General features: G+C 58.5%; 34 protein-coding genes and 2 pseudogenes. 15 read left to right on the top strand and 21 right to left on the bottom strand.

The window, feature by feature from the left end; genetic code table 11:
* Nucleotides 1-19: 19 nt before the first annotated feature.
* The 3 genes from V5F23_RS09555 to V5F23_RS09565 all read right to left on the bottom strand — a co-directional run bounded on the left by V5F23_RS09555 (nucleotide 20) and on the right by V5F23_RS09565 (nucleotide 1450).
* Nucleotides 20-223: a hypothetical protein gene (locus V5F23_RS09555; protein ID WP_338498165.1), complete on the bottom strand. Its 204-nt coding sequence runs from the start codon at nucleotides 221-223 to the stop codon at nucleotides 20-22.
* Between the two features lie 68 nt (nucleotides 224-291).
* On the bottom strand, nucleotides 292-627 hold the full coding sequence (locus V5F23_RS09560) for a hypothetical protein (RefSeq protein WP_338498168.1): 336 nt from the start codon (nucleotides 625-627) through the stop codon (nucleotides 292-294).
* Nucleotides 628-1126: 499 nt separating this feature from the next.
* On the bottom strand, nucleotides 1127-1450 hold the full coding sequence (locus V5F23_RS09565; RefSeq protein ID WP_338498171.1) for a hypothetical protein: 324 nt from the start codon (nucleotides 1448-1450) through the stop codon (nucleotides 1127-1129).
* A gap of 204 nt (nucleotides 1451-1654) precedes the next feature.
* Here V5F23_RS09565 and V5F23_RS09570 point away from each other — a divergent pair, with 204 nt between their 5' ends.
* Nucleotides 1655-2380: a hypothetical protein gene (locus V5F23_RS09570; protein WP_338498173.1), complete on the top strand. Its 726-nt coding sequence runs from the start codon at nucleotides 1655-1657 to the stop codon at nucleotides 2378-2380.
* Here V5F23_RS09570 and V5F23_RS09575 read toward each other — a convergent pair.
* The 3 genes and pseudogenes from V5F23_RS09575 to V5F23_RS09585 form a co-directional block, all read right to left on the bottom strand.
* Nucleotides 2372-2878, bottom strand: a complete 507-nt coding sequence (locus V5F23_RS09575; protein WP_338498176.1) for a DUF4406 domain-containing protein — start codon at nucleotides 2876-2878, stop codon at nucleotides 2372-2374. The two genes, V5F23_RS09570 and V5F23_RS09575, sit on opposite strands and share 9 nt — an antisense overlap.
* 204 nt (nucleotides 2879-3082) lie before the next feature.
* Nucleotides 3083-4474 (bottom strand): annotated as a pseudogene (locus tag V5F23_RS09580) (DNA cytosine methyltransferase).
* A gap of 391 nt (nucleotides 4475-4865) precedes the next feature.
* On the bottom strand, nucleotides 4866-6191 hold the full coding sequence (locus V5F23_RS09585; RefSeq protein ID WP_338498178.1) for a DNA methyltransferase: 1326 nt from the start codon (nucleotides 6189-6191) through the stop codon (nucleotides 4866-4868).
* Between the two features lie 92 nt (nucleotides 6192-6283).
* On the opposite strand from V5F23_RS09585, the gene V5F23_RS09590 reads away from it, so the two are divergent.
* Both V5F23_RS09590 and V5F23_RS09595 read left to right on the top strand, forming a co-directional pair.
* A complete protein-coding gene (locus V5F23_RS09590) occupies nucleotides 6284-6931 on the top strand; it encodes a hypothetical protein (protein WP_338498180.1) in 648 nt (215 codons plus the stop codon).
* Between the two features lie 105 nt (nucleotides 6932-7036).
* A complete protein-coding gene (locus V5F23_RS09595) occupies nucleotides 7037-7306 on the top strand; it encodes a hypothetical protein (protein ID WP_338498182.1) in 270 nt (89 codons plus the stop codon).
* Between the two features lie 43 nt (nucleotides 7307-7349).
* Here V5F23_RS09595 and V5F23_RS09600 read toward each other — a convergent pair whose 3' ends face one another.
* The 12 genes from V5F23_RS09600 to V5F23_RS09655 all read right to left on the bottom strand — a co-directional run bounded on the left by V5F23_RS09600 (nucleotide 7350) and on the right by V5F23_RS09655 (nucleotide 13448).
* Entirely contained in the window at nucleotides 7350-7547 is a 198-nt protein-coding gene (locus tag V5F23_RS09600) for a hypothetical protein (protein WP_338498183.1), read from the bottom strand.
* On the bottom strand, nucleotides 7544-7915 hold the full coding sequence (locus V5F23_RS09605) for a hypothetical protein (protein ID WP_338498185.1): 372 nt from the start codon (nucleotides 7913-7915) through the stop codon (nucleotides 7544-7546). The genes V5F23_RS09600 and V5F23_RS09605 overlap by 4 nt, the downstream gene beginning before the upstream one ends.
* A 75-nt stretch (nucleotides 7916-7990) precedes the next feature.
* A complete protein-coding gene (locus V5F23_RS09610) occupies nucleotides 7991-8404 on the bottom strand; it encodes a hypothetical protein (RefSeq protein WP_338498186.1) in 414 nt (137 codons plus the stop codon).
* A gap of 44 nt (nucleotides 8405-8448) precedes the next feature.
* Complete coding sequence (locus V5F23_RS09615) at nucleotides 8449-8691, bottom strand: hypothetical protein (RefSeq protein ID WP_338498188.1); 243 nt, start codon at nucleotides 8689-8691, stop codon at nucleotides 8449-8451.
* Nucleotides 8688-9305 (bottom strand): lambda exonuclease family protein, encoded by a 618-nt coding sequence (locus V5F23_RS09620; RefSeq protein WP_338498189.1) that lies wholly within the window; start codon nucleotides 9303-9305, stop codon nucleotides 8688-8690. The genes V5F23_RS09615 and V5F23_RS09620 overlap by 4 nt, the downstream gene beginning before the upstream one ends.
* The gene (locus V5F23_RS09625) at nucleotides 9289-10050 is read right to left on the bottom strand and encodes an ERF family protein (RefSeq protein ID WP_338498191.1); all 762 of its coding nucleotides are present in this window, start codon (nucleotides 10048-10050) and stop codon (nucleotides 9289-9291) included. The genes V5F23_RS09620 and V5F23_RS09625 overlap by 17 nt, the downstream gene beginning before the upstream one ends.
* 10 nt (nucleotides 10051-10060) lie before the next feature.
* Complete coding sequence (locus tag V5F23_RS09630; protein ID WP_338498193.1) at nucleotides 10061-11161, bottom strand: hypothetical protein; 1101 nt, start codon at nucleotides 11159-11161, stop codon at nucleotides 10061-10063.
* A 446-nt stretch (nucleotides 11162-11607) separates the two neighbouring features.
* Nucleotides 11608-11778, bottom strand: coding sequence for a hypothetical protein (locus tag V5F23_RS09635; RefSeq protein WP_172679768.1), 171 nt, complete (start codon nucleotides 11776-11778; stop codon nucleotides 11608-11610).
* Nucleotides 11775-11966 carry a hypothetical protein gene (locus V5F23_RS09640; RefSeq protein ID WP_123578696.1) on the bottom strand — a complete coding sequence of 64 codons (192 nt, stop codon included), beginning with the start codon at nucleotides 11964-11966 and terminating at the stop codon, nucleotides 11775-11777. The genes V5F23_RS09635 and V5F23_RS09640 overlap by 4 nt, the downstream gene beginning before the upstream one ends.
* Nucleotides 11963-12382, bottom strand: coding sequence for a hypothetical protein (locus tag V5F23_RS09645; RefSeq protein WP_338498198.1), 420 nt, complete (start codon nucleotides 12380-12382; stop codon nucleotides 11963-11965). The genes V5F23_RS09640 and V5F23_RS09645 overlap by 4 nt, the downstream gene beginning before the upstream one ends.
* Nucleotides 12383-12963: 581 nt before the next feature.
* Nucleotides 12964-13161, bottom strand: coding sequence for a hypothetical protein (locus V5F23_RS09650; protein WP_338498200.1), 198 nt, complete (start codon nucleotides 13159-13161; stop codon nucleotides 12964-12966).
* A gap of 65 nt (nucleotides 13162-13226) precedes the next feature.
* Nucleotides 13227-13448 (bottom strand): hypothetical protein, encoded by a 222-nt coding sequence (locus V5F23_RS09655; RefSeq protein WP_338498202.1) that lies wholly within the window; start codon nucleotides 13446-13448, stop codon nucleotides 13227-13229.
* A gap of 479 nt (nucleotides 13449-13927) precedes the next feature.
* Between V5F23_RS09655 and V5F23_RS09660 the strand changes: the two genes are divergently transcribed.
* Nucleotides 13928-14233 (top strand): DUF1654 domain-containing protein, encoded by a 306-nt coding sequence (locus tag V5F23_RS09660; RefSeq protein WP_338498203.1) that lies wholly within the window; start codon nucleotides 13928-13930, stop codon nucleotides 14231-14233.
* Nucleotides 14234-14278: 45 nt separating this feature from the next.
* Here the strand turns inward: V5F23_RS09660 and V5F23_RS09665 are convergent, their stop codons facing one another.
* From V5F23_RS09665 to V5F23_RS09675, 3 genes are all read right to left on the bottom strand, one after another.
* Nucleotides 14279-15040: a DUF1828 domain-containing protein gene (locus V5F23_RS09665; protein WP_338498205.1), complete on the bottom strand. Its 762-nt coding sequence runs from the start codon at nucleotides 15038-15040 to the stop codon at nucleotides 14279-14281.
* Nucleotides 15037-15525, bottom strand: coding sequence for a hypothetical protein (locus V5F23_RS09670; protein WP_338498207.1), 489 nt, complete (start codon nucleotides 15523-15525; stop codon nucleotides 15037-15039). Before V5F23_RS09670 ends, V5F23_RS09665 begins: the two co-directional genes overlap by 4 nt.
* 116 nt (nucleotides 15526-15641) lie before the next feature.
* Entirely contained in the window at nucleotides 15642-16505 is an 864-nt protein-coding gene (locus V5F23_RS09675) for a LexA family transcriptional regulator (RefSeq protein WP_338498886.1), read from the bottom strand.
* Nucleotides 16506-16588: 83 nt separating this feature from the next.
* Between V5F23_RS09675 and V5F23_RS09680 the strand changes: the two genes are divergently transcribed.
* The 11 genes and pseudogenes from V5F23_RS09680 to V5F23_RS09730 all read left to right on the top strand — a co-directional run bounded on the left by V5F23_RS09680 (nucleotide 16589) and on the right by V5F23_RS09730 (nucleotide 22759).
* A complete protein-coding gene (locus tag V5F23_RS09680) occupies nucleotides 16589-16828 on the top strand; it encodes a hypothetical protein (RefSeq protein ID WP_338498210.1) in 240 nt (79 codons plus the stop codon).
* Nucleotides 16829-17113: 285 nt separating this feature from the next.
* Complete coding sequence (locus V5F23_RS09685; protein ID WP_123578705.1) at nucleotides 17114-17545, top strand: phage regulatory CII family protein; 432 nt, start codon at nucleotides 17114-17116, stop codon at nucleotides 17543-17545.
* Between the two features lie 70 nt (nucleotides 17546-17615).
* A complete protein-coding gene (locus tag V5F23_RS09690; protein ID WP_338498213.1) occupies nucleotides 17616-18467 on the top strand; it encodes a BRO family protein in 852 nt (283 codons plus the stop codon).
* Between the two features lies 1 nt (nucleotide 18468).
* Nucleotides 18469-18759, top strand: a pseudogene (locus V5F23_RS09695) (phage replication protein); the annotation flags it as partial.
* A gap of 150 nt (nucleotides 18760-18909) precedes the next feature.
* The gene (locus V5F23_RS09700; RefSeq protein WP_338498889.1) at nucleotides 18910-19056 is read left to right on the top strand and encodes an HNH endonuclease signature motif containing protein; all 147 of its coding nucleotides are present in this window, start codon (nucleotides 18910-18912) and stop codon (nucleotides 19054-19056) included.
* On the top strand, nucleotides 19053-19979 hold the full coding sequence (locus tag V5F23_RS09705) for a helix-turn-helix domain-containing protein (RefSeq protein WP_338498214.1): 927 nt from the start codon (nucleotides 19053-19055) through the stop codon (nucleotides 19977-19979). Before V5F23_RS09700 ends, V5F23_RS09705 begins: the two co-directional genes overlap by 4 nt.
* Nucleotides 19966-20763, top strand: coding sequence for a hypothetical protein (locus V5F23_RS09710; RefSeq protein ID WP_338498216.1), 798 nt, complete (start codon nucleotides 19966-19968; stop codon nucleotides 20761-20763). The genes V5F23_RS09705 and V5F23_RS09710 overlap by 14 nt, the downstream gene beginning before the upstream one ends.
* Complete coding sequence (locus V5F23_RS09715; protein ID WP_338498219.1) at nucleotides 20760-21086, top strand: hypothetical protein; 327 nt, start codon at nucleotides 20760-20762, stop codon at nucleotides 21084-21086. Before V5F23_RS09710 ends, V5F23_RS09715 begins: the two co-directional genes overlap by 4 nt.
* Before the next feature lie 64 nt (nucleotides 21087-21150).
* Nucleotides 21151-21621, top strand: a complete 471-nt coding sequence (locus V5F23_RS09720) for a hypothetical protein (protein ID WP_338498221.1) — start codon at nucleotides 21151-21153, stop codon at nucleotides 21619-21621.
* Nucleotides 21618-22217 (top strand): recombination protein NinG, encoded by a 600-nt coding sequence (locus V5F23_RS09725; RefSeq protein WP_338498223.1) that lies wholly within the window; start codon nucleotides 21618-21620, stop codon nucleotides 22215-22217. The genes V5F23_RS09720 and V5F23_RS09725 overlap by 4 nt, the downstream gene beginning before the upstream one ends.
* Nucleotides 22214-22759, top strand: a complete 546-nt coding sequence (locus V5F23_RS09730) for a hypothetical protein (protein WP_338498225.1) — start codon at nucleotides 22214-22216, stop codon at nucleotides 22757-22759. The genes V5F23_RS09725 and V5F23_RS09730 overlap by 4 nt, the downstream gene beginning before the upstream one ends.
* Nucleotides 22760-22845: the final 86 nt, after the last annotated feature.

Raw genomic sequence — 22845 nt, forward strand, 5'->3', positions numbered from 1 at the left:
GCGAAGTTGTGACGGGCTGCTACGGTCGCGCTTTCTGAATGATGTAGATGACGATGCAGCCGCTGGCGGCGAGCCAGACCATTGACCCGAAGCCGGCAGTGATCAGGGCTCCGTCCGTGCCGAGGCCGAGCATTTCAGGCACCGTGTAGGCGAACCAGAGCAAGGTGACTAGCAAGTAGGCCAGCAGGCCCATCAGGATCTCGAACAGCTTTCTTGCGGGCATACGATTACCTCGCCCGCCGTTACCGGCAGGCATGTAGGGGGAGTGGGGGATGGGTTACCGCTAGCTGGTCACGGTTTCCAACGTCTGCCGACGCGAAAAACCATCATCATGTTGTGATGCAGAGGCACCTTGAGTACGTGGTCGAAAAACTCGCCTTTTCCAGAAATGAAACCGGTGGGCACCTTGCTTCCAGCGGTCCCGAATTCTCGCCAGCATTCTTCGCCGCCGTTCTTTTCCCAGTAGGCACGTTCGCGCTTTGGGATCTCGTCGTAGGTTTTATAAAACACGGAGTGATCTGGGATATCACAGATCCGGCGCCATGCGGGGTTGCGCTTGCACCAGTCGGCGGCGTGCTGAGAAGCCTGTTCGACTGAGTAAAATTCCTTGGTGCTTAGTTCGCTCATGGCCTGGGCCCTCGATAAACCAGCCAGGCCATGTAGAGCAGAGGGAGGATCATGGCTGCTTATCCTTTTTCACGTGACAAGGGTCTTTGGGAGTGAGGCAATAGATTCCGGCCTCGCGGCAGCGCTTGCATGGGGCAAAAATTTCTTTCGTGTATTCCTGGGTTCTTGAGTGTTTGGGTGTTTGGCTCATGACATCACTAATGCAGCAGAGAGGATGAGAAGGCCCCACAGGATTGCGCTGAGGGCCAGGGCTTTGGGGATCATGGGGTCACCTTCGATTCGCGAAGTTTCTGTAGCCTGAAATCCTCTGACGACCGAGAGCAGCCGCCCGTGCAGCCGTATTCATGGCAGCCCGTCGAGTTGCACACTGCGCGATATCCGGTGCCACCGCAGGAGCTGCACCCATTGCCGGCATGCACCGGACAACGATAAATCTCGCCTTCAACGCCGTATTTCTGTTGCCTCAGCGGCAGCATGCCAGTCCCTGCATCAAGGACCTTCATGGTGTCACCTTGTGTCGAACCCACACGCAGATCGGGCCATCGTCGGCGTCATGGATCGAGAAGATGAACCACCCTTCACCGGCGGGAGGCGTCGGCTGCCAGGCCGAGCAGTCAGGTATGCCATTCGCGAACCAGGATTCTTGCAGTTCTTCCGGTGCGTCGTTTTCGAAGTCGCGTTCGCGCACCTCAAGCCCCCGATCGGTGAACCATGTATATGGAATCAATTCATCATCAGTGGACGGCCACTCTGGGTGAGTCCAGAACCCCAGCTCATCGCGCTCGACCGGTAACGGCTGGATCAAAACAGTTTCTTCAGGCATGACTCTCTCCATCCCGCCACATGGTCAGGCTTGATAGGGGAAGGGGTTATAGAATGGGTGGAGTACAGGTTTACTCCACCCAAGGTTCGCTGGCTCCTTCTATGCTAGGCGGGATAAATGCATATTGAATTAGCACTTTCCGGGCTATTGGCCCTATACTCTATTGCATATTTCTGAAGAATATTTTAGTGAGCGGAACTCCCCATGAAGCCTAAAAATAATAAAGATATTTATTATATCTTGGTGATTTTTGCGATCGTGATGCTGCCATTGGGACTGTATTTTTTTAAGTTTCATGGACCATTATCCAATGAGCGAAAAGATTGGATTGATTTCGCTACTTACATCGGTGGTGTTTTAGGACCAGCTCTCGCAATGCTTTCCGTATTGGGCATTCTTATAACTTTGAGAACACAAAGCGAGAATCATTCGGAGCAGCAATTTTACTCGAGCCTTTTTCAGTTGCTTTCCATGCAAAGGCAGCTTTTTGCAGGATACAAGCGGAATGATCCCGCTCTTGGCAATGTAGAGGGTTTTGAAGCTTTCGCAGTTTTGGTACGTGAGATGAAAACAAAGCTGAGCGATATTTCCCAGAATTCATCCTCTAGCTACATCACGCAAGCTTACAGCTCATTGAGCTTGTATCCAGATGTACGGCTCAGGACTTATATAACTGCGACGACTAATCTTCTTGGTTTTATCTGTTTTTCGTCGCAGTCGAAGCAGCTGAAAATAAATGCATTCCAAATCGTCATCGGCAATATGAGTAAAGATGAATTAACCATTCTGCTATTTGAGGTGACACTTAATAAAGATCATGGTTGGATTAGGGGGCAATTGGAAAGCCAGAGATTTTTTTCCTGGGGTAGTACTGATATTTTAAATTCGGACAAACTCTGGGAAATAATTCCTCCAAATCAATTAACTTGACTGACTGTCACCCTGTAATTGATCTAACAGATCATGGGCATTCACAACCGGCATGCCGAGCTCGCGGGCAATGTGTACTTCGAGCCGGGCGCCTTTCGAGTTCTCCCAGCCGGGCAGCACCGCGACCTGACCGCACAGGCCGAGGCGGGTCAGGTCGTAGGCCATGTAGTCGGCCCACTCCGCACCGTCGACGACGCCGTGCTCTGCAGGGTTCTCCACGACGTATCCCCGGGCGCGCAAATCGGCGGCCATCTTGTTGAAGGCGGGGAAGTTGAAGTCTTCGAAGCCAGTCATCGGACCGGCCAGGTAAAGCCGCTTGGCGCGGGTAGCGGCCAGAGTTACACCGCCTTTGGCCAGCAGCGCACCGCGATTCATACCCATGGCGTATGCCTGGTCCTGGAACGCCATGAGCTGATCTGAAAAGCGTTCGGCGTGTGACTGGTGCAAGTTTTCGATGGCGTGGCGATCGTCTGGGTGGTTGCGGTTTTCTGTGATCATGGGGAGTCCTTGCCGGGCCAGGCCCGGGCGGTGGAGGGTGGGTGAATTTTCCACAAGAGGAATGCAGCAAAGCGGGCATAGACAATCGAGCACTACCGTCAGCGCATCGTTTATTTGCTGACTAAATGCCGAGGCGTCGCCGTATGAAAAAACTGCCTGACTTGATAAACCTGACCGCTGCTGTGATTCGATTGATCGACGTGATCATCCGTACGGGTTGGGTGTGATCTGCTTGAGGATGCGCTGGCCGATCCAGCGCACAACGGGCACAGCCTTGCTGTTGCCGATTGCCTTGTAGCGTGGCCCGTCCGGGCAATCTTTGGCGGGCTTGCCGCGCCAGGGGATCAGCGTGTAGTCGTCGGGAAAGCCCTGGAGGCGCTCGCACTCGCGCGGAGTCAGTCGGCGAACTGCACTGACTTCTGATACAACGTTGGGGCCCAGAGAGGAGTTCGTGTTGTCGATCTGCTTTCCATAGTTGCTGGTCAGGGTCTGAGCGACCTCACGGCAAGCAACGATCGGCTGGCCACGGCCCGTTCCATCCTCGCTTGCATCAAACCCTTCAGCTTTCAGTGTGTGGGTGATATCGCCGGTCACACATACTGCGTTTTCCTGGCCGTTGTTTCGGCCTAGGGCGAAGGCGAGCTTGTCGCTGACACACGGATCTTGCGTACCGTGGACCACCAGGAGACTCTCCCGGCTCTCATGGTCGCCGTACTGGTTTGTTGTGAGCGGCGCAGTTACGACAAACGTTTCGGTTTCCGCATCCATGCGTGTGCCGCCTGGGTGTGCGCTGAGAGCTGTTGCAACCTCGGTCTGTTCACAGTTGGCGCCGCCGCCGAAAGCTAATGACTGAAGATGACCTGCTATTGCGTTATCGGCATCGCTGCCGCCATCAGTGCTTCGCAGAGTGCCGGCGGGAGAGTCCTGCCCCTGGCCTCGGCGCGGCGCAGTATCCCGGCGCACGCCTTCTCGCTCAAAAAGTACCTCTGTGGGATCGAACCCTGCTCGAGCACTTGCGACAACGAACACACGACGGCGTCGTTGGGCCAGGCCGAAATATTGGGCGTCCAGGATCCGCCATGCGATTGTTCTTTTGGGTCCATACACACAACCAGCGTCCGCCCACCTTTTCCCTGGAGGGAACAGCTCGCTGTCTTCCCCAGCAAGCGCGCCAAGAAAGCATCCGAAGGCGTTGCCTTTGTCGGAGAGGACACCAGGGACATTTTCCCAGACGGTGACGGCGGGGGGCTTTCGATCGATGGCGCGAACATGGTCAATTGCATCTGCGAGCTCCACGTATTTGATGGTGAGGGCGCCACGGGGGTCGGCAAGGCCTTCGCGCATGCCGGCCACGCTGAACGCCTGGCAGGGTGTGCCGCCGACCAGGATGTCCGGCGCCGGGATCTTGCGGGCCAGTACCAGGGCGGCCAGCTAGGTCATGTCGCCGTGGTTCGGCACGTCGGGGTAGTGATAGGCCAGGACCGCCGAAGGGAAGGGCTCAATCTCGGCGAGCCAGGCGGCTTTCATGCCCAGCGGATGCCAGGCCACGGTCGCAGCTTCGATGCCGCTGCACACGCTTCCGTAGGTAATGTTCATGGCTTCGCCTCGCCAGGGTGGCGTGAAGTGGGTTTGTGGGCTATTGGTTGATGGCCCGGCATGGGGCCGGATCAGGGAGACAGCAATGCCGTCACACCAGGAAATACAAAGTCTTTTTGTGAGTCGCGGCTCAGGCCATTTGATCTACAGGAAAAGCGAAAGGGTCCCGCCGCTGTATCTAGTTAGATCGAGTGATGGTGTTTTTACCGTTAGCCTGAAGTCGGGACAATATGGATTCGGGTCGAACGAAACCGGGCCTGGGGAAGCAACAATCGATCTTGTTGGCGGGGGGATCCATGATGCTAGGGTTGTCTCAACGATTCCGGAGAGTCTCCCTGAAGGATCGACCGACGCAATCGATATCGTGTTGGTTCTCGAGGGCTAGCAGTATTTACCGGGCGGTACCAAACAAGTCGAGCTGATCGGATTCGGCCCGCTGCGCTTGCTGGCGGGTGATTTCGTGTTCAATGCGTGCCCGGGCGATTGCGACGTACTGTTCGTCGATCTCGCAGCCGATGAACTGGAAGCCCTCGCGCATCGCTGCCTTGCCGGTGCTGCCGCTGCCCATGAACGGATCCAGGGCCACGCCACCGGCCGGGGTCACCAGGCGCAGCAGGTAGGCCATCAGGTCGGTCGGCTTGACCGTGGGGTGGTGGTTGCCGTTGCGGGCAGACCAGTCGGCGTCCTCGACCTGGCGCATGGTGGCTTTGGTGCTGACGGCCTTCTGGTCGCCAGTGGGTAGGCCATCGTTGCGGTCCTTGCGGCTCGCCTTGGCCGCGTAGAAGAACCGCGAGGCATTGCCGGTGGTGCTTCCGTAGGCGTGCGATTCGGACACGGTCGGATCGCCGTAGGTGTTCGCCTTTGTGCGCGGCGTCCCAGGCTTTGGTCCGCCACCGCTGGTGGTGACAGGGAACAACGCCACAACCTCGGCGCTGCCGTCGTGGATCAGGTTGGCGGGCCAGCGGCCATCATCATGACCGCCGCCAACCGGGCCTTGAGCGGTTCCGCCGGCGCCGTAGTTCCCACCACGGATTGCGCCGTTTGTGACACGAGCAGTGTCATCCTCAGTTGCTACACGGCACGCGTCGATGTTCAGCGCGCCAGTGCCGTGGGCGAGCACATTGGCTGCGACCGTGCCGATCAGCGGCTTACGGGCAACGGTGATGGGTTCCAGCGCTGGCTTGAGGGCAGTACCCCAGCCATCCCACTGCCTGGCAGCGTCGGTCGCAGCGGCCGTGACAGGAGCTGACCAGCGATCGCTGTAGCCGTGTCCGCCCTGCTGCTCGTGCGGCTCGACGTGTGATCCATCGGTCTTTCGCTTCGCCCCGTCTCGAGCGAAGTCGGCCGCAACGCCAATCACCTCGCGCTCAGCCCCGGCCGCCTTGTCGATCGCCTTGCTCACATCCATCGACTTCGGAAAACCAGACCCGTAGACCCAAGCGATCATGTCGCGGATCTCGAAGCCGGCGTCCTCGATGCGGACCGCCATGCGGTGCTGGGTACGGGTACCGGCGAACGCCAGCAGGTGCCCGCCAGGCTTGAGAACGCGTAGGCATTCGACCCAAACCTCAACCGCTGGCACGTCGTAATCCCATTTTTTGCCCATAAAGGACAGGCCGTAGGGTGGGTCTGTCACGATGCTGTCGACGCTGTTGTCCGGCATCTTCCGGAGCAGATCCAGGCAGTCGCCAACCAGTATCTGGTGCTGCTGGGACATGGTTTTCTCCAGTGCAGGCGCCGCCCTCCGTGACCGGTGGTGGCAATTTGGGTTGGTATGAGAGAGCATCACTGTTTCAAGGGAGGCTCTATATGGATCTGTGCTTGACGTTGACGGAAGTTCAATGGGGGCTAACCAAGGATGTCGCTGCAGTTGTAGGCTCAATAGCCAGCCTCGTCGCTGTCGCAGCAGCAATTATTTTTGGGTGGCTTGGACTTAAAACGTGGAAGCGACAGTTGCAAGGCACCACGAACCACGAGCTGTCTCGAAAGTTGCTGGTTGCAATTTATACGTATGAAACGACACTGAACGCCGCCAGAGACATCGGGTTAAGTTCGGATGAGCTAAGCGAAGATGATGCTTTTGAAGTATCTAGCCTAGCGGAAGAATCCAACCGTTTTGCTTTCACCTATGCCGTCTACCGAACCAGGCTGAAATCCATTGAAGCCTCTCTAGTGCCAGTTCGCGCCTATCTTTTGGAGGCGCGTGCGCTTTGGGGAGCAGAGCTTGAAGACCTTGTGAATGAGCTGGTAAAGATGAAGGATGAGTGGTGGAACGTTGCTAGGCGGTATACATCGGCAATGAACCCTGCGGAGGACTCCGAAACAAGAGAGCGCTATGCTATTGCCTGGACACAGCACAGGGGCGTGCTATACGAAAGCGACCAAAACAACGAGTTCTGGGATCGGTTCCAGCAACGTTTATCCGGGGTGGAAGCCTATCTCCGTACGAAGCTCTAGTCATAAGCTATGACGTGTTGCGGTACTGGCCCGAAGCGGCTTGGTGTTCCGTTTGCATCACTTATTTTGTATTGCCGGCGCTGCGCCGGTGTATTAGGAGCATGTATGTCCATCGAGCCAACCTTGCGCACGAACTACGAGGATTACCTCGACCACGAAATCAGAACCGAAGTGTTCGGGCCGGTTAAAACGAATCGGCTTGATCCGGAATGCCAACTCCATCACTACGTCGCAAAATTGGCGATTTTCGAGTCGGGCTCAGAGGTAAAGGGCACCCGTGAATCGCTCCAAGGGCAGTATTCTGATGCTGACACAGCGGAAAATTCCGCTTTTGCCAGGGGGCGTGAGGTAGTTGATCGGATGATAGCCCTGTAGAGATTCGCACTCGATCCACCTGATGAGCAACAGGCGCTTTGAGCTATAGGAGTCGACTCTGCTTGCGGGCCAGTTCAAGGCAAGCAGCCTCGATTTCTCCGGTATGGCGCCCGCGCTCGATATCGATCTCGACCACCGAACCGTCAGGCCGGCGAATGGTGCGCACGCCTCGGTGTCCTCGCTCCACGGTATAGCCTAGGCGCAGCCATAGTCCGTTTGGGCTTTCGAATTGTGGTGTCATGTCGCTGCTCCTGGCTCGACAATCTCATCTTCAGGTTCGCCCTGGGCATCGTACAAAATTCTAAGGCTTTCGTTGCGAAACTCCTGTGACACCTTTTCATCGATTACAAAAGGTGTCGTGACACAGCGCAACATCTGCGCCGCCGTTTCGAAGTCGGCGGCGATCACATTACGCAGAAGGTTCTGATACACCTCCTGCTGGGTGTTGAAGCCGTGCTCTTTCATCAAGCGCTTGAGGTCGGCCATGAATACGCCGGCGACCTCAACTGTGAACCGGCCGATTCCCCGCTTGGCGTCCTCCGCAGCTTTTTTCTCTCGTTTCTTGCGCTGCTTGATAGCTTCCGCCGTCGGCTGCTGTTCCTCGTCCATGGCCTACCTCTTCAATTCCGCTGGCTGGGAGTGCCAGCCAGGTCTGTCGTTTGCGTTGTTGGGTGCGGAAACGCCTCACGCTGCTACCTTCACCTGGTTCCATGCGCCGACCGAGGCCAGCAGAGATGACAATCGCGCCTCGGGTACCGGCGTATCGCCGGGCACCGCCAGCCAGCCCATGCCGATCCGGTGGTTCGGGTTACAGTCGGCCTTCACCTCTTCGTAGAAATGCTCAACGACATCCGAGAGCCTTTCCGCCATGTGCACGCCGTCCGGCCTGATGTCGATTGACTTGATGTACTGGGCGCCGTCTTGGCGGACGCAAATGCCTGCGATGTAGATTGTCCAGCGGTGAGCGACATCACAGAGCGCGTCAGCCACTGGCTTTGAAAGGACCTGCTTGCCGTTCTTCCAGTTGATCATCACCTGCAAGCCGCTGGGGTCGATATTGATCACTGCGGCGTGGTTGGTGTTGACCAGGGCGCGCATGCTGCGCTCGATTTGTGCTCGCCGATTGCACGGCTTTCGCTTGCTCATAGCGCCTCCGCCATTTTGCGCAGCGCCCGGCGTTCAGTCAGGGTCAGCTTTCGGGGTTTGCGCTTGAGGACCGTTTCAGGGTCTATCCGGGTTGAGCGGGCCGGCGGGATTGGATTGCTCGGTGGGCTTCGCAATTCATCGATTCGCCCGCCTGCCTCCAGGAACTGGGCGATCTGGTCGGAAAGGGCGTCTGACTGTGGTCGATTATGCTCGACCAGGCTGAGGTGGTTGCTGATCATGCTGCTATCCCCAATACCTTGTTCATGCGCTCGTCGAGGATTTCGTAAAAGGTTTTCACCCGCTCGGCGAGTTTGCGAATCATCACTTCGTCCCGAAAGGCGCGCTTGATGAACAGAGGCATGCCAGGCCAGTAGCAGACGAAGTCGATCCACTCGCGCTCTGAAACCCAGAGGCCGCCTTGGCACTGCGCTACGTGTTCCTTTGGAACCTCGCCGGAGAGGATGACCTCCACCTGGAACTTCGGTAGCTTTGTTTTGATTTCGCAGAGGCCGTCAGTCCCGATCAACGAGTCAGGCGAGTAGCCAATTCCGTGATTGAGGATGATGCCAACCTGATGCGTGGTCACGTCCGCCTGTGCCCGGTACAGGCCGCGGGCAGTGCCTTCGTACTCATGACCGCGCTCTGTGTGGCGATTGCCCTGGAAGGGGTCAGCGGCTTCGCCGGTGATGCGTTCGCCGATCAGGGTGTTCATGTAGGTGAACGCTCCAGCGCCGAACCCGGCTTCGCCTTTGCCGTTGACCAGCAGGCAATCCAGCTCCGAGCAGGTAACGATGCCCAGGCGCAGATCTAGCCATTCCTGAGTGCCTTGCTCGACATCACTGATTATTTGCATTCTCTGCCTCCGCTTTTGCTGCCGACTTGGTGAGCTGCCCCAACACCCTATCGAACTCGCCCTTGCTTACGCCTGACGTGGTGCCATGTAGGTTGGCGAACGCCTCTTTCGCCTTGTCACTGCATTTGTCCAGCAGCGCTTGGAGCTGGCGGGCTTGCACCGGTGTCACCGTGACGCTTGGAACGGCGGCATGGCCGTCGTCGTCTTCGCCGCGAGTGGTGATGTTCAACAGAGCCGACATGACGTAGCGCTTGCCATAGCTGGTGGACGAGCCGACAGCCTGGACCGCGTTCTTGCTGCCGCTGGTGTCGAGCGGGAGCAACATAGTCGTGCTTTCTCGATGCCCTGCGCGGTGCATCAGGATTCCGGTGACGCTCAAGCCTGCTGGCACGTTCTCAACCTTGAAGGTAATGGCGAATCCGTGGGCCTGCATGATCGGCTTGATGACGTCGTTGATGTCTTCGAACGTGGCGTAATCGCTGCGCTTCTGACCGTTAACGACGATGGCGCCGCGCTCGGCGATGCTTGGGATGTCGCTTTGCATGGCAGCCATAGCGGCGTTGAACTCCGCTTCGGCGTCCCGGGCCTGCATCCGCTCATGCATGACCAGCAGCCGTTCCATCTTCTCGATGTCGCAGTTTGGGTCGGCGGCGGCCCGGCTGATAACAGCCAGTATGCTGCTGTCCGACTTGATCGGCGCCACGGCTTGGCGGCGTTGTTCCGGCAGAATGATTTCCTGTGCCATGGTGGGCTCCTCAGTACTGAATGGAAATGGCTGGGATCTTGCGCTGGGCGATCAGAGTGATCGCCTGCTTCGCGCATTCCTCGGTCATGCCGCCGGCGATGAAGGCTTCCAGCGCGGCGCGGTTGATCTTGGCTTTGTGCGCCTTGTCAGCCTCGCGCAGCCGCTCCTGGCGCAGGATTTCGTCAGCTGCAGCTCTCTGGCGGGCAATCTCATCAAGGCGTGCTTTTTCAACGGCCTGCTTCTGATCTTCGATTGCTTGCAGTCGGTCGCGCTCGGCCCTCTGGTCCGCCTCGATCTTCTCCCGCTTGGCCTGCTCGGCGTTGCGCTCGGCTTCGGCGGCGGCCAGCTTCAGGTCGTTTTCACGCTTTTCCGCCGCTGCTTTTTCATCACGGGCTTGCTGTTCTTCTGCTTCGCGCTCCCGCATGGCTTTCTCTTCGGCTTCGCGTGTGGCGCGCTCGGCGGCTTCCCTGGCGATGCGGTCCTCGCGCTCTTTCTTCTCACGCGCTTCATCTTCGGCGCGGCGCCGAGCCAGTTCGGCCTGGTCCGCTTCGAAGGCCTCACGCTTGGCGAGCCCGACGCGCAGCATACCCAGGACCTTGTCCTTCACCCGGGCGGCTTCGGCCTCGAATTCCTCCCAATGGGCGCCAATCTCAACGGCTTCAGCTTCAGCAATGCGCTGCTTGATCTGCTCCGACGTCAACTCCGCGAGCATGTCGTCACGATTCTTCAGCCAGTCGATGCCGTCGTTGTGCTTGTCGACCCTGGCGTCTTCGGCTGCCTGCCACTCGTTCAGCGGCCGGCGAACCTCTTCCTGCCAGGCTTCCAGGGTGTCCCGCACGCGCTTGCGCTCGGCGTCGATTTTCTTCGGCACCTCTTTCAGCTCGGCGACGAGCTTTTTGCCGACGTCGTCCAGGGCAGTCTTGGACCTGGCAACCTTGTAGGCCATCGATGCGATGGCATCGCGGCCCTTGCGGGTGGTGATGTCAGGTGTGAAGCCGTCGATCTCGGTGCGGATCTGCTGAAGCCATGGCTCCAGACCGGTCGGCGCGCTGTAGACGGCCAGGGCGGTTTCTGCTGGCGGCACTACGGCCAGTTCGGTATTTGCGGACACGAGCGAATCCTTGCCGCGACGTGCGCAGCGCTTGGAGGTGTGAGTTAGGAGGTGATGCGATCGGCGTAGGCGCTTGCGAGCATCCAGGCCGTGCAGAGAAGAAGGACGATTGCTGATCCGCGCCAGGTGTAGGGCCTGCGCAGGCGTTGGATTTTGGTCATGATGACGGCTCCAGGCTGAGCAACCTTTCTCCCAGCGTTATGCGGGCGGCGACTTTGTCCCGGTCAACGCCTGTGATGCTTGCGATCCCGCCGAGGCTGAGCCCTTGACGCCGAAGCCTTGCGCAGCGCTTGGCGAGTGCCTGCTGGCGCTTCTTGGCACCTTCGCCGCTCATCGCAGCACCTGTGAGAGCTGAGGCACCTGACAAGCAACATGGCGATCCCTGACCACTGTGTAGGCCAGCATGGTCATGAGGAGGCCGGCGGTGAGGATCCATGTGAGGGCTTTCATGGCCGAGCCCTCACTTCAACCCGGCCAGCTTTGATAGCTGCTACCAGCTTCGGCGGCAGTGCTGCCACAGGAAGTTCGCGCGGCAAGCCAGCACCGAGGATGGTCAGGCTCCGCTCGATCTCGGCGATCTGCTCATCGATCAGCGACTTATGGATTGGCGTGGTCATGACAACTCCTTGCGCTGCCGACTGATCTTCAGCAGGCGGGCGCTGTAGTGTTTGAATTCTTCAGGGGTGATGTCGCCAGCGGTGAAGTGGCGGATGATCAGCCCTTCAGCCAGCGAGTCGTCCAAGTCCTTGGCACTTGTGTGCTCAAGGGTTTCCAGGGCCTGGTCGATGTCGATGTGAGCGCTCACAGCTCGTTGTCCTCTGCCTGGGCGATCATGGCGTCATTGACCAGGGGGCGGAGTAGGCCCTCTGCAATCTCGCCAAGCGTGCCCAATGGGTGATCACTGCGGCCGAGCAGTTCGGCCATGGCGTTCTTGTCCGGCCGGCCCGATGAGAGCAGCAGCCATCCCAGGGCAGGGGTTTGAACCTTGCAGTCCGCCAGCCGGCCGTTCACGTGCTCATCCACGGCCAGGGCCAGGTCGGCCACGGTCACGCCTTGAGGCTGGCGCATCCGACGCTGGAACTTCACATCCATGCCCCGGAGCAGGTCCTCGACCGCGTTGCACAGCCACTCAGCCCGCGCGACCTCTTCCCGCGTCTCGCTCACCGGAGGAGGCAGCTTCGCGTCGTGAACGGCCTGACAGATATTCAGTGCTGCGTGCATGGTCGCCTCCAGGCGGACGGAGTGTTGATCCAACAGAACTCGAATGCACTCATCCGCTCCGCTGGTTGCCGTTGGGCGCAGAGGGGAGTGCATTCGGGTGGTGTCGGATAGTGCAGAAGGGGAAAACGGTGTGGCGGGGGGAAGAGGGGCCGGCGGCGGGGGCTTAGTCCAAGCCGCCGGCAAAGAGCGGTGTCACTCTACGATGCAGATCCAGCGGTGATTGTGCCGGTACGGCGCGCGAGTGAAATGAACATCTGAAACCAGATTCATCCCTCGCTCTTGGAGCGCTTCGGTCAGTTGTACGAGTGTCTCTGCTTGGATAGTCATTGCTGTCACCTCGTCAGATTTACTACGTTCATAATTCTTGACCGGAAGGGCAGGTCGCTAATTCATTTTTTCTACAACCGTGATTTGAAGCTGCATTGGAATGTCGGTCCTGACCAAGATGCCTAACTACGTCCGCCCATTCGCATACAAACAGTTGGCTTGGATCAGCTTTTTTCATGGGGCGCCGACATTCCGATGTAGCCTCTTTCGAGGTGATCGGGCAGTTAACGACAGGCTGCCGTGGCGCTGGTTGTTCAGACTGCGCGCTCCAGCTCGCAGCATTGCTCGTAATACGCCACTGCGATCGGCATGTGGTGGCTATCCAGCGGCCACTTGTTGACTTTGCAGCCTTGGCCGGCAGGGCAGTGGAAGACGAATAGTTCGCCCGCATCCTTGTCCATCTGCATGCTCACCTGCGCACCGCTTGTGAAGTCGTCTTCGATGATGATCATCTCGTCTTGCTCCGGTTGTTTTCCCAATGCCCACCGCTCTGGATGGGCATCAGTGAAAAGGTCCGTCATGCGGCGTGAGCCAGTTCCGCTTGGGCCAGCAGCTCAGTTACAGCCTCGGCCGGGGTGCAGTCGTCGGCGTAGAGGTCGTGCAGGTCGCTTTCTTCCTGCGAGCCCAGGGCGACTTGGTGGCCGAGCAGTTGGGATGCCTGGTCGATCCAGCGGTAATAGGTGCGCTCTTCAGCGTCGGTGCGGCATTCATCAGCCGCCATGGTTGCCATGTTGAACATCGTGTTGCCCTCCGGTTGTCATCCCAAAGCCCGCTCAGTGAACGGGCTTCAGTGATGCTTTCCAGTCGGGGCCCGCTACTGGCGTCGGCCTCCGGCTTGAATCAAATTTCGCGTCTCACCGTTGGCGCCGGCTCCCCGGTCACCCCAGCTGAACTATCCGTCGTGCTTAAAGATCTTGGTTCCAGTCGGTCCCGCTTTCCGGGGCTGGGAGATCACTTCGCTGATCCCGTGCTATCTGGCGGCTTCACCAGTCGTGTGGCGGGTCTGTTGAGGCCCTGGCGAGGCGTAGTGGCGTCTCGATGGATTAAATATGAACCATCAGTTCACATTAGGTCAAGTACCAAAAGTACATATTTTTAAGAAAAGTACAGAAGTAGCCGGAAAGGCACTCTGCTTGGTTCACCCATTTACCAGGGGGGACACCTTCGCTATAGTTTCGTTTACTGGATGGATATACAGCATTTGGGGAGCTGCGAAGTATGGATGAGAACAAGCTTGAAGGAGCGGCAGGGCAGGGGATGAGCGGAATGGAGAAGCTTGGCCTGCGGGTGTCATCAATGATCAACCACCCGGTTGCGCAGATTCAGCGGTGGGTGACGATCCACCGTCTGGATACGGATGGGGAGCGGGAATGGAAGGAGGTGATAGGCCTGCTGTCCGAAACCGACGGTATCGACATGGCGTATAACGAGGATGGTTCGGTGACGCTGAGGTGGGAGGCGTGTGCCGAGGAGGATCGGCCGGTTGAGGTTATAGAAAGGGTAGAGGAGGTGGCGCCGTTCTGACAGCCACAAAAAAGCCCGCCGAGGCGGGCTTCATCATCACCTACGTTAATGCATGGTGGCGCTGTAATGCTGCTGAAAGTCGCTGAACAGGATCGTAGATGCCAGTCCGCCGAGGACTGATATCTCGTCCTCTGCCTTTTTCTTCTTCCCGCCCCTGTCGTCAACAATGAAAAGAACCTCGGCAGGATCGTCCACCTTGCTGATCAGCACGGCTTTTCTGAGTCGTGCGTTTACCGACTGAGGAAGGGGAGCTACGGCATCTATGTACGTGTTACCCCACAGAAAATCGAACGACATCTCGACCTTTCCGACGCGAAGAGCTGCGTTTCTGACAATCTTGCGATCGGGATCTTTCGTCCGAAGGAGCATTTCAATTTCGTCAGTCAACGAAAAGTCACTGTCGCCCTCAGCGGATCTCTCTTCTTCCCAAGCCGCAATCGAGGCCATTAAACGAATGATCTTCCCGCCCCACTGATCCATTTCTGCAAGAGGGAAGGTAGCCTCGAATGCACCAGAATCGGTGAGCTGAAATCCGAACTTCAAGCCTAAATTGTCCAGGCCTTTCCAATTTCGTTTGTCAGATAAGGCGTAGCCGATAGACCTCAGCGCAAAAAGTGTGATGCCGTCGTCTGTGAACTCAATCAGCTCACCTCGCTTGATCAGGTAGAAATCCAAAGGCTTCCCGCCGGGCAGCGTGATAGGGGTGCTGATGTATGTGGCAGGTCCACTGCCAGCATTGATAGTCTGACAGTGCCAACCAGCTCGAGCGAAAAAATCGCCGCATTCGAGTGTGCACATGGTCTTCATCCAAAGAGATCGTTGACAAACGGAGAGGACATCACCCCTCGGCCATTGTGAATTCTAGCGTGGCGCACGAAGCGTTCAACCCAACGCTGCTCGGTGGCACTTGAAATCAGCGCTCGAACCTTCTTCGTAGTTTCCGCAAGCCTATAGTCGCCCAGGTGGACATGAGACCCAAAAAGTAAGGTTCCGTCATTGAATCTATGCGACCTGACGTGGTTTGGCCACACTTCGAGCATGAATACTCGGCGCTTCTCTTTCCCTTCTTTGTACATCAAGGCGTACGTGACCCTGTCGCCCATTCGGCCAGTCTGGTACTCGCCCTTGAAATAGAGATGGGGGATCGTTACTCGGCGGTCGTCAAGCAACAGGCTGGTGGCTTCAAGCCACCCACTATGGGAAGGTTTCTCAGACCATTCCATGTCTTCGGCAAGGTACTTGATCTGCTTGCACCACTGCCGGCAGTCGTCGATCCATGTTTCCTTTCTCATTTGCAATCCTGCAGATCAAGTAAATGCTTACCCTCGAGGGGAAGGGTGAGCCTCTCAGCCACCATCTCCCCAGCTATTTCCTACCAGCCCGCAATCACGCCGCTGCGGGGGCTTGGCTAGACCAGATGCGCATTCCACACCAGCAGCACCCGCGCCTGGATGTAGGTATCCTCGGCACGAATCGTTCGTGCAGGGTGGAGAGCGTTATCAGAGATCATGCTGAGCTGGTCATCTCCCAACCACTGGAGCCGCTTGATATACAGGTGCCCCTCCCAGGAGAACATGTAGATCCCGTCCCCGACAAACTCGCGGATGCTGATATCGACCAGCAGCGGGTCGCGGTGCTTGATCGTCGGCGCCATTGACTGACCCCAGCCCGTGACGATCTTCAGGTGGAAGTGTTCTTTGAACTCAACGCCCATTTCGCGTAGGTGCTGCGGGCTGACGCGCACGTCCTGGAGCATTTCCGGATAATCGTGAGGGATCTGGCCGCCGCCCATTGCGGCACGCACGTCGTAGTGGGCAATCCATACTTCGTCGCCGACGGCGCCAGGTCGGTAGTAATCGATCTCAAGGGCGCCGCCATCATCCGCCTCGGCAACAGCCTGAAGGCGCCTGCGCGCATCATCCGAAAGCCCTTTCCCTTGTGTAGCGAGCATGTTGCGAACGATATCTGCGGCAGTGAGATCCGTGGATTCTGTTTCGACAGGATCACCGCTCGGCGCTTTCGGCATGAGCGGATCGTCCCCCGCGCCATGCTGCAACCACTCAATCTTCACGCCAAGGGCGCCCGCGATGGCGCTCATTTTGGCCGGCCCTGGCAGTGACTCACCATTAAGCCATTTGCTTGCGGCTTTGGGTGTCACTTTCGCAATTTCAGCCAGGCGCGCACCAGCACCCCACTGATCTATGCCGTGGGCGGTAAGGGCCTTCTTCAGGCGAGCAACGAAAGCGCCGCGAATTTCTTCTATATGAACCATCGGTTCAGCATCGCACGGCCTTGCATGTACTTTCAGTTCCGACATAATATGTACTGCAAGTTCATATTTCGCTTGGAGGCCACATGAGCCCGCTTAAGAAATCGATTGATGACGCCGGCGGCGTTCCGGTGGTCGCCCTAGCGTGCGGGAAGTCTCCGCGTGCCATTTACAAGTGGCTGACTGCCGACTGCCTGCCGCGTACCGAATACACCGGGGAGACACGTTACGCAGAAAGAATCTCTGCGTTGGCAGCGGCCAATGGCAAGCCGTTCGACGCTTCCTGGCTGCTGCTGGAAGCGAAGCCAAACAAGACTGCCGCCTAACCACGCTTAGAGCTGAGCGAGATCTTCGCCCGCTCGAAGCCCCGGAGGGCGTCCCGGCTCAACTGGTCACGTAACAAATCGGCCTTGGATTCAAACGCAGGCCAAGCCTGAGCTGAGAGGACAAGGGCAGGGTGGATGCCAGGGCAGCCACGAAGCAACAAAGGACGGTTATCTCGCCTTGCAGTTCGGAATAGTCGGTCACGGGTTCGCCCCTGATCAGTTGATGAACAAATGATCGCGGAAGTAGTGGCTCGGTGCCACGCGAGAAGAAGAGAGGTTTTCGCAATGGAAGAATTTGAACGGACCCTGCATCGCGAAGTAAAGGCGGGCGGCGGTACCGCGCTGGCGAAGCGCATGGGCGTTAACGAAACCCGGCTGCTTGATTGCGCGAATCCGAATCGTGAGGCGCACCGTATGAACCTGGAGATGTTCGGGCAGGTTCTCACTCACCTCTCCGAAGAAGGACGTCTCGCCGTTCTTGGCTCGCTGGCTAACGAATTCGAGTGCGACGTGATTCGGCGTAAGCGCCCAGAGCCAAAGCCGCTCATGGCTGCTCTGTGCCACTTGACTGCTGAGTGCGGCGACGTGGGTCGGCTGATCTTCGATGCCACGGCAGACAACCACATCAGCCAACACGAAAAAGCCCAGGGCGACAAAGCCATCCAGGAAGCGATCGATGCACTGCACGTGTTGCGTGAGTCGCTGAAGGCGGCCTGAACTTCAGGCACAAAAAAGCCGGGGCGCAATCCCGGCTTTTTCAACAGCAAAACAACTTGTGGAGCAAATCATGCACCAACCCAACCAAACGATCAATACCCCGGCCAATGTCGCGACACGTTTTGCCGGTTCTGGAAACGTGTCGCGCAGTTCCTCTGTGATTCCGTTCGACTTCGACGGCGCCGCGATCCGCGTCATCACCGACAAGCTCGGTGATCCATGGTTTATCGCCCGTGACGTCGCCGACGCCCTCGGCTACTCCAAGCCAGAGAACGCTGTAGCCCGTCATTGTAAAGCTGCGACCACTACCCCGAAACAGGGTGGTGGTTTCATGACCATAATCCCGGAGCGCGACCTTTACCGCCTAGTGATGAAATCCAAGCTGCCTGCCGCGGAAAGGTTCGAGGATTGGGTAGTGGGCCAGGTCCTGCCGGCCATTCGAAAAACCGGCACGTTCTCCACCCAGGGCCCGAACAATTCCAAGATCGTCGGAGAGCTCGCCATCCTTGAATGCTTCGACCGCCTGCTGAAGCCGGCGCCGTCTAGCAAGATGATGATGCTAGCCCAGATCGCCACCAACAACGGCCTCGACGCGAAATTCCTCCCGGGCTATGCCGTGGACACCGCTCCAGATGCCACCGGCGGCTCCTCGATGCCCACCAAGTCGGCCACGGCTTTGCTGAAGGATAACGGCATCCGTTGCTCACCGGCTGCCTTCAACCATGCCCTGGAGGCCCACGGCTTGCTCAAGTCCCTCCAGCGCAAGAACTCCAAGGGCGAAATGGTTCCGTTCTGGTCCGTGACTGAAAAGGGCCTCCAGTACGGCAAGAACCTCACCAGCCCTCAATGCCCTCGCGAGACGCAGCCTCATTGGTATGTGGATCGCTTCCTTGAACTGGCCAAATTGGTCGGGAAGGCCTGACATGCAATACACCGTCACGATCAATCAGGTGAAGGCACTGGAGTGGGGGCTGAATTCACAGCAGGCCCTGCTGTTCGCCTTCGTCTACGGCTGCCCGAGCTGGACCAAGCCAATCAAAACCGATGACGGGATCTTCTTCGCGTTGAGCAAGGCCAAGATTATTGAGGAGCTGCCGCTGCTCACTGACAAGCCAGACACCGCTTACCGCATGCTGAAGGCCCTGGAAGAGGGCGGTTTGATTGAGCTTCGCTCTGAAGCATTCCGGCTCACCAAAAAAGGCTGCGAGTGGAACCCGTACCGTATGGGCCGCGTCACCGCTCACCAGCCGCCAGTCCTCCCACCTCGACGGAAGACGAAAAAGAAGCCCATCCCGTCTGGTCTGCGTGCACAAGTATTCGCTCGCGATGGTCACGCCTGCCTGCGCTGCGGCTGTTCGGTACTGATGCGCCTGAGGGCTGATCATGTGATTCCTGAAAGCCAGGGCGGAGAAGCCTCTTTGGGCAACCTTCAAACACTTTGCATGTCCTGCAATAGCTGGAAAGGCGTGCAGACGATTGATTTTCGCGCCTTCGCTGGAGGTGCAGCATGAGCATGGGTCTTATGGTCGCCGCGATGAAAATTCGCGTCGGCAATCCGTTGCGCAAGCTGGTGCTGATCAAGCTGGCAGACAACGCCAGCGACATGGGCGAATGCTGGCCTTCCTATCAGCACATCGCCGACCAGTGCGAGATTAGCAAGCGTTCCGTCATGAACCACATCACTGCTCTGGAGCAGGCCGGCCTGCTGCGCAAAGAAATCCGCAAGGGCGGCCCCAAGGGTAACTCCTCCAACGTTTACTTCCTGACACTGGATGGTGGTGCACCTCCTGCACCAGGGGTAGCGCAGAAGATTCACCAGGGTAGTGCAGCAGGTTCACCCCCTAGTGAATCTCCTGCACCAGGGGGTAGTGCAGCAGTTGCACCCAGAACCAGTCACTCTTCTGAATCAGTCAATGAACCGGTCATTGAACCAGTGGCAACCCCGGCTCACGCCGAGGCCGAACCGGCTCAATCTCGCAACCTGGTGCTGGTGGTTGATCGCATCGAGGCGCCCCGGGTTGAGATCCCTGCCGACATGCCCGGCCCCAAGGACCAGAACTGCAAAACCTTCAAGGTCTGGGCGAACTACGCCATGGCCTACCGCAAGCGCTACAGCACCTGGCCGGTATGGAACGCCAAGGTCGGCGGACAACTCGGGCAACTGGTCGACCGCCTCGGCGCCGAAGTCGCCCATCACGTCGCTGCCCACTTCCTGAAGACCAGCGATGCCGCTGTGCTGCGCAAGTGCCACAGCCTCAACGAATTGCTGGCCAACGCCGAGAGCTACCACACCCAGTGGGTGACCGGGCAGCGCGTCAACGGCACTATCGCCCGCCAGATGGAGCGCACCGAGGCGAACGTCTCCGCCGCCGAGCAGGCTGCGCAAATGGTCTTGGCCAAGCGCCAAGCAGGGGAGCGCAATGAATACCTTTGAAATGAACGATCAGCAGGTCGCTGGCCTGGCGGCTGCCATCTGCGCGACTGCCGAAGCCATGGGCCAGGAAATGAATCCGGGCACCGCTGCGATGATGGCTGAGGACCTTTGCGTTTACCCGGTGCCTGTCGTCAAGGCCGCTTTGAAGGCCTGTCGCTTCGAGGTGAGGGGCAAACTGTCCATGGCCGACATTCTCCAGCGCGTCCAATCGTCCGACGGCCGTCCTGGCAAGGACGAGGCTTGGGCCATCGCCATGACCACGAACGACGAGTTCGAAACCGTGGTGTTGACCGATGAGATCCAGCTGGCCCTGGCCGCGGCCAAGCCAGTACTCGATGCCGGCGACAAGATCGGCGCCCGCATGGCGTTCATCAGCGCCTACGAGCGGTTCGTGGGCCAGGCGCGGGAAGACGCCAAGCTAGTCAACTGGCACGTTTCCGTGGGCTTCGACGCCAACCGGCGCATCCAGGCCGTCACCAAGGCTATGGAGCTGAAGCGAATTCCCAGCGAGCACGCGCAGAAATACCTGGCTGACCTGAGCGTGACCCCGGTCACGGATGACGGCCGTGCCATCGCTGGGCTGCTGACGGGCACGGTCACGCGACCGGCACCGGCCATGCGCCAGAAGCTGGAGCTCGTCAAAAACTCGATGCTGGAAATGCGCCAGGCCAGCGCTGAAAAGAAAACAGAAATGCGGATTGAGGCGGCCAACGAACTGGCTGATCGCCGGGCTCTGCTGATCAAGCAGGCCCAGGAACTGGAAGAGAAGAGGGCGGAGCAATGAGCATCGATAAACAAAAACTCCAAGCCCTGCTGTGGGCCGAGGTAGCCGCCTGGAGCGCATCGTCGCCTGACTGGCTGAGCAACTCTGAAGCGCTGGAAGTGTTCCTGGGCAAGCAGACGCTCGAGGAGGTGGCGCTGGAGCTGTTGGCGGAGAATGAGGTGCTGCGCAAGGATGCCGAGCGGTATCAGTGGCTACGCGAGGAAACCTCCGCAGGCCCAAATATTCAGGTCAGCGAATGGGTAGGGCCTCATGAGTACCCTCTCAATGGGGTTGGGCTGGACTCTGCTATCGACGCAGCCCTGGGCAAGGCGGTGCAGTCATGAGCGATGTATTCGGGATCGCATTCATTGTTCTCTGCCTTTTGCTCATACTTCAAGGAGGGCAGCCATGACCGACAAGATCAGCGTCAACTGCCAAGCCAAGCTCTCCGAGGCCATAACCAAGCTCAGCTCCATGTACCGGGACAAGAAGTTCGTGGTCGTATCGCTGCGCCCAGGCAAGGACCGCACGCTCGACCAGAATGCCCTGTGGTTCGCAATGTACAAGCGGATTTCGGAAATGACCCAGATCGGCGACCCCGCCGATGCCCGGCGGTACTGCAAACTTCACATCGGCGTGCAGATCCTGCTCAACGAGGATTCCGGCTTCCAGGCGGCCTGGTACCAGGTGATGCGCCACCTGCCGTACGAGACAAAGCTGGCGATGATGGGCGAGTGCAAGCTCTTCGGCCCGGACGGGTTCCCTGTGACCAGCCTGTTCAATCGCGCTCAGGGGATCCAGTACACGGACCGCATCGTTGCCTACTTCACCGGCCAGGGTGTGGTGTTCTCCGACCTGTTGAGCGAGGTGGCCGCATGAGCCGAACAGCCAACAGCCTCACGGCCAAGCAGCCCCGCCCAAAGAAATGCGCAGTGCAGACCTGCAGGGCCTCATTCGTCCCTCGGGCCAGCTTCCAGACATGGTGCTCACCGGACTGCGGTGTCGTCATTGCCCGGGCCAAGCAGGAGAACAAGCGAAAGGCGCTGGCCCAGGTTGAGCGTCGGGAGATCAAGGTCCGCAAGGAGAAGCTGAAGAGCAGGGCGCAGCACCTGCGCGAGACCCAGGTCGCGTTCAACACCTGGGTCCGCCTGCGTGATGCCGGCCTGCCATGTGTGAGCTGTGGCCGGTACCACAACGGACAGTGGCACGCCGGGCACTACAGGACTGTTGGCGGGAACCCGGAGCTTCGCTTCGAACCGCTCAACGTCTGGCGCCAGTGTGCCCCGTGCAACAACCATCAGTCCGGCAACATCGTGAATTACCGCATCGAGCTGGTGAAGCGGATCGGCGCCGAAAAGGTTGAATGGCTCGAAGGGCCTCATGAGCCCCAGCGCTACACCATCGAAGAGTTGAAGGCCATCAAGGCCGAGTACAGAGCAAAGGCCAGAGAGCTGAAGAGGGGAGATGCGGCATGACATATCAGAACGTTGTATCAGCAGTAGTCCGGGCCCTGGCCGCGGAAACTATCAATTCCGCCGGTGGCTGCGACTTCGAGCCAAAGGTCCAATGCGCCAAGCAGAAGGGGGAGATCGTTGGGAAGGAAGCGGCGTTCCTCCAGGACTGCTGGGTGTTCGGCCGGCTGCACAAGACGTTGACCCCGGCCCACTGGCGGGCGCTGGTTGCGAAGTTCTCGACACACACCGAGCGTAAGCATGCAGCAATCGCCGAGCTCACCAAGGTCATGCGATCCCCGGCGCCCGAGCGGTTCCTTCACTGCGCGGTCGTCACTTGGGCATTGCCTAAGCTGGCCGGCATGGATGGGAAGCGGTCGACAAATGTCCTGCCGGCCGGCTGGTATGAGATGGATAACTGGTCTAACGAACCGCACCCGATCAAGACTCAGGAGCGGTGGAGGAGGGATATCCGCAAGGCGCTGGAGCGAGAAGTGGATGAGGCATTGATGTCCGCTCAAGCCTTGTTGGACGCAGAGGGACTTATCGGTTCACAAGCCGCTTGACGGCAAGTGAGCCAATGAGCCATTATTCACCCATCCTGTCATTCCTGCGTGTGTAGGATTAATAAGAAAAGCCCGGCCAATTCGCC

Origin of the sequence: Pseudomonas sp. WP18 (assembly GCF_036689585.1) — a bacterium.
In the GTDB taxonomy this organism is placed as follows: Bacteria; Pseudomonadota; Gammaproteobacteria; order Pseudomonadales; family Pseudomonadaceae; genus Aquipseudomonas; species Aquipseudomonas chlororaphis_E.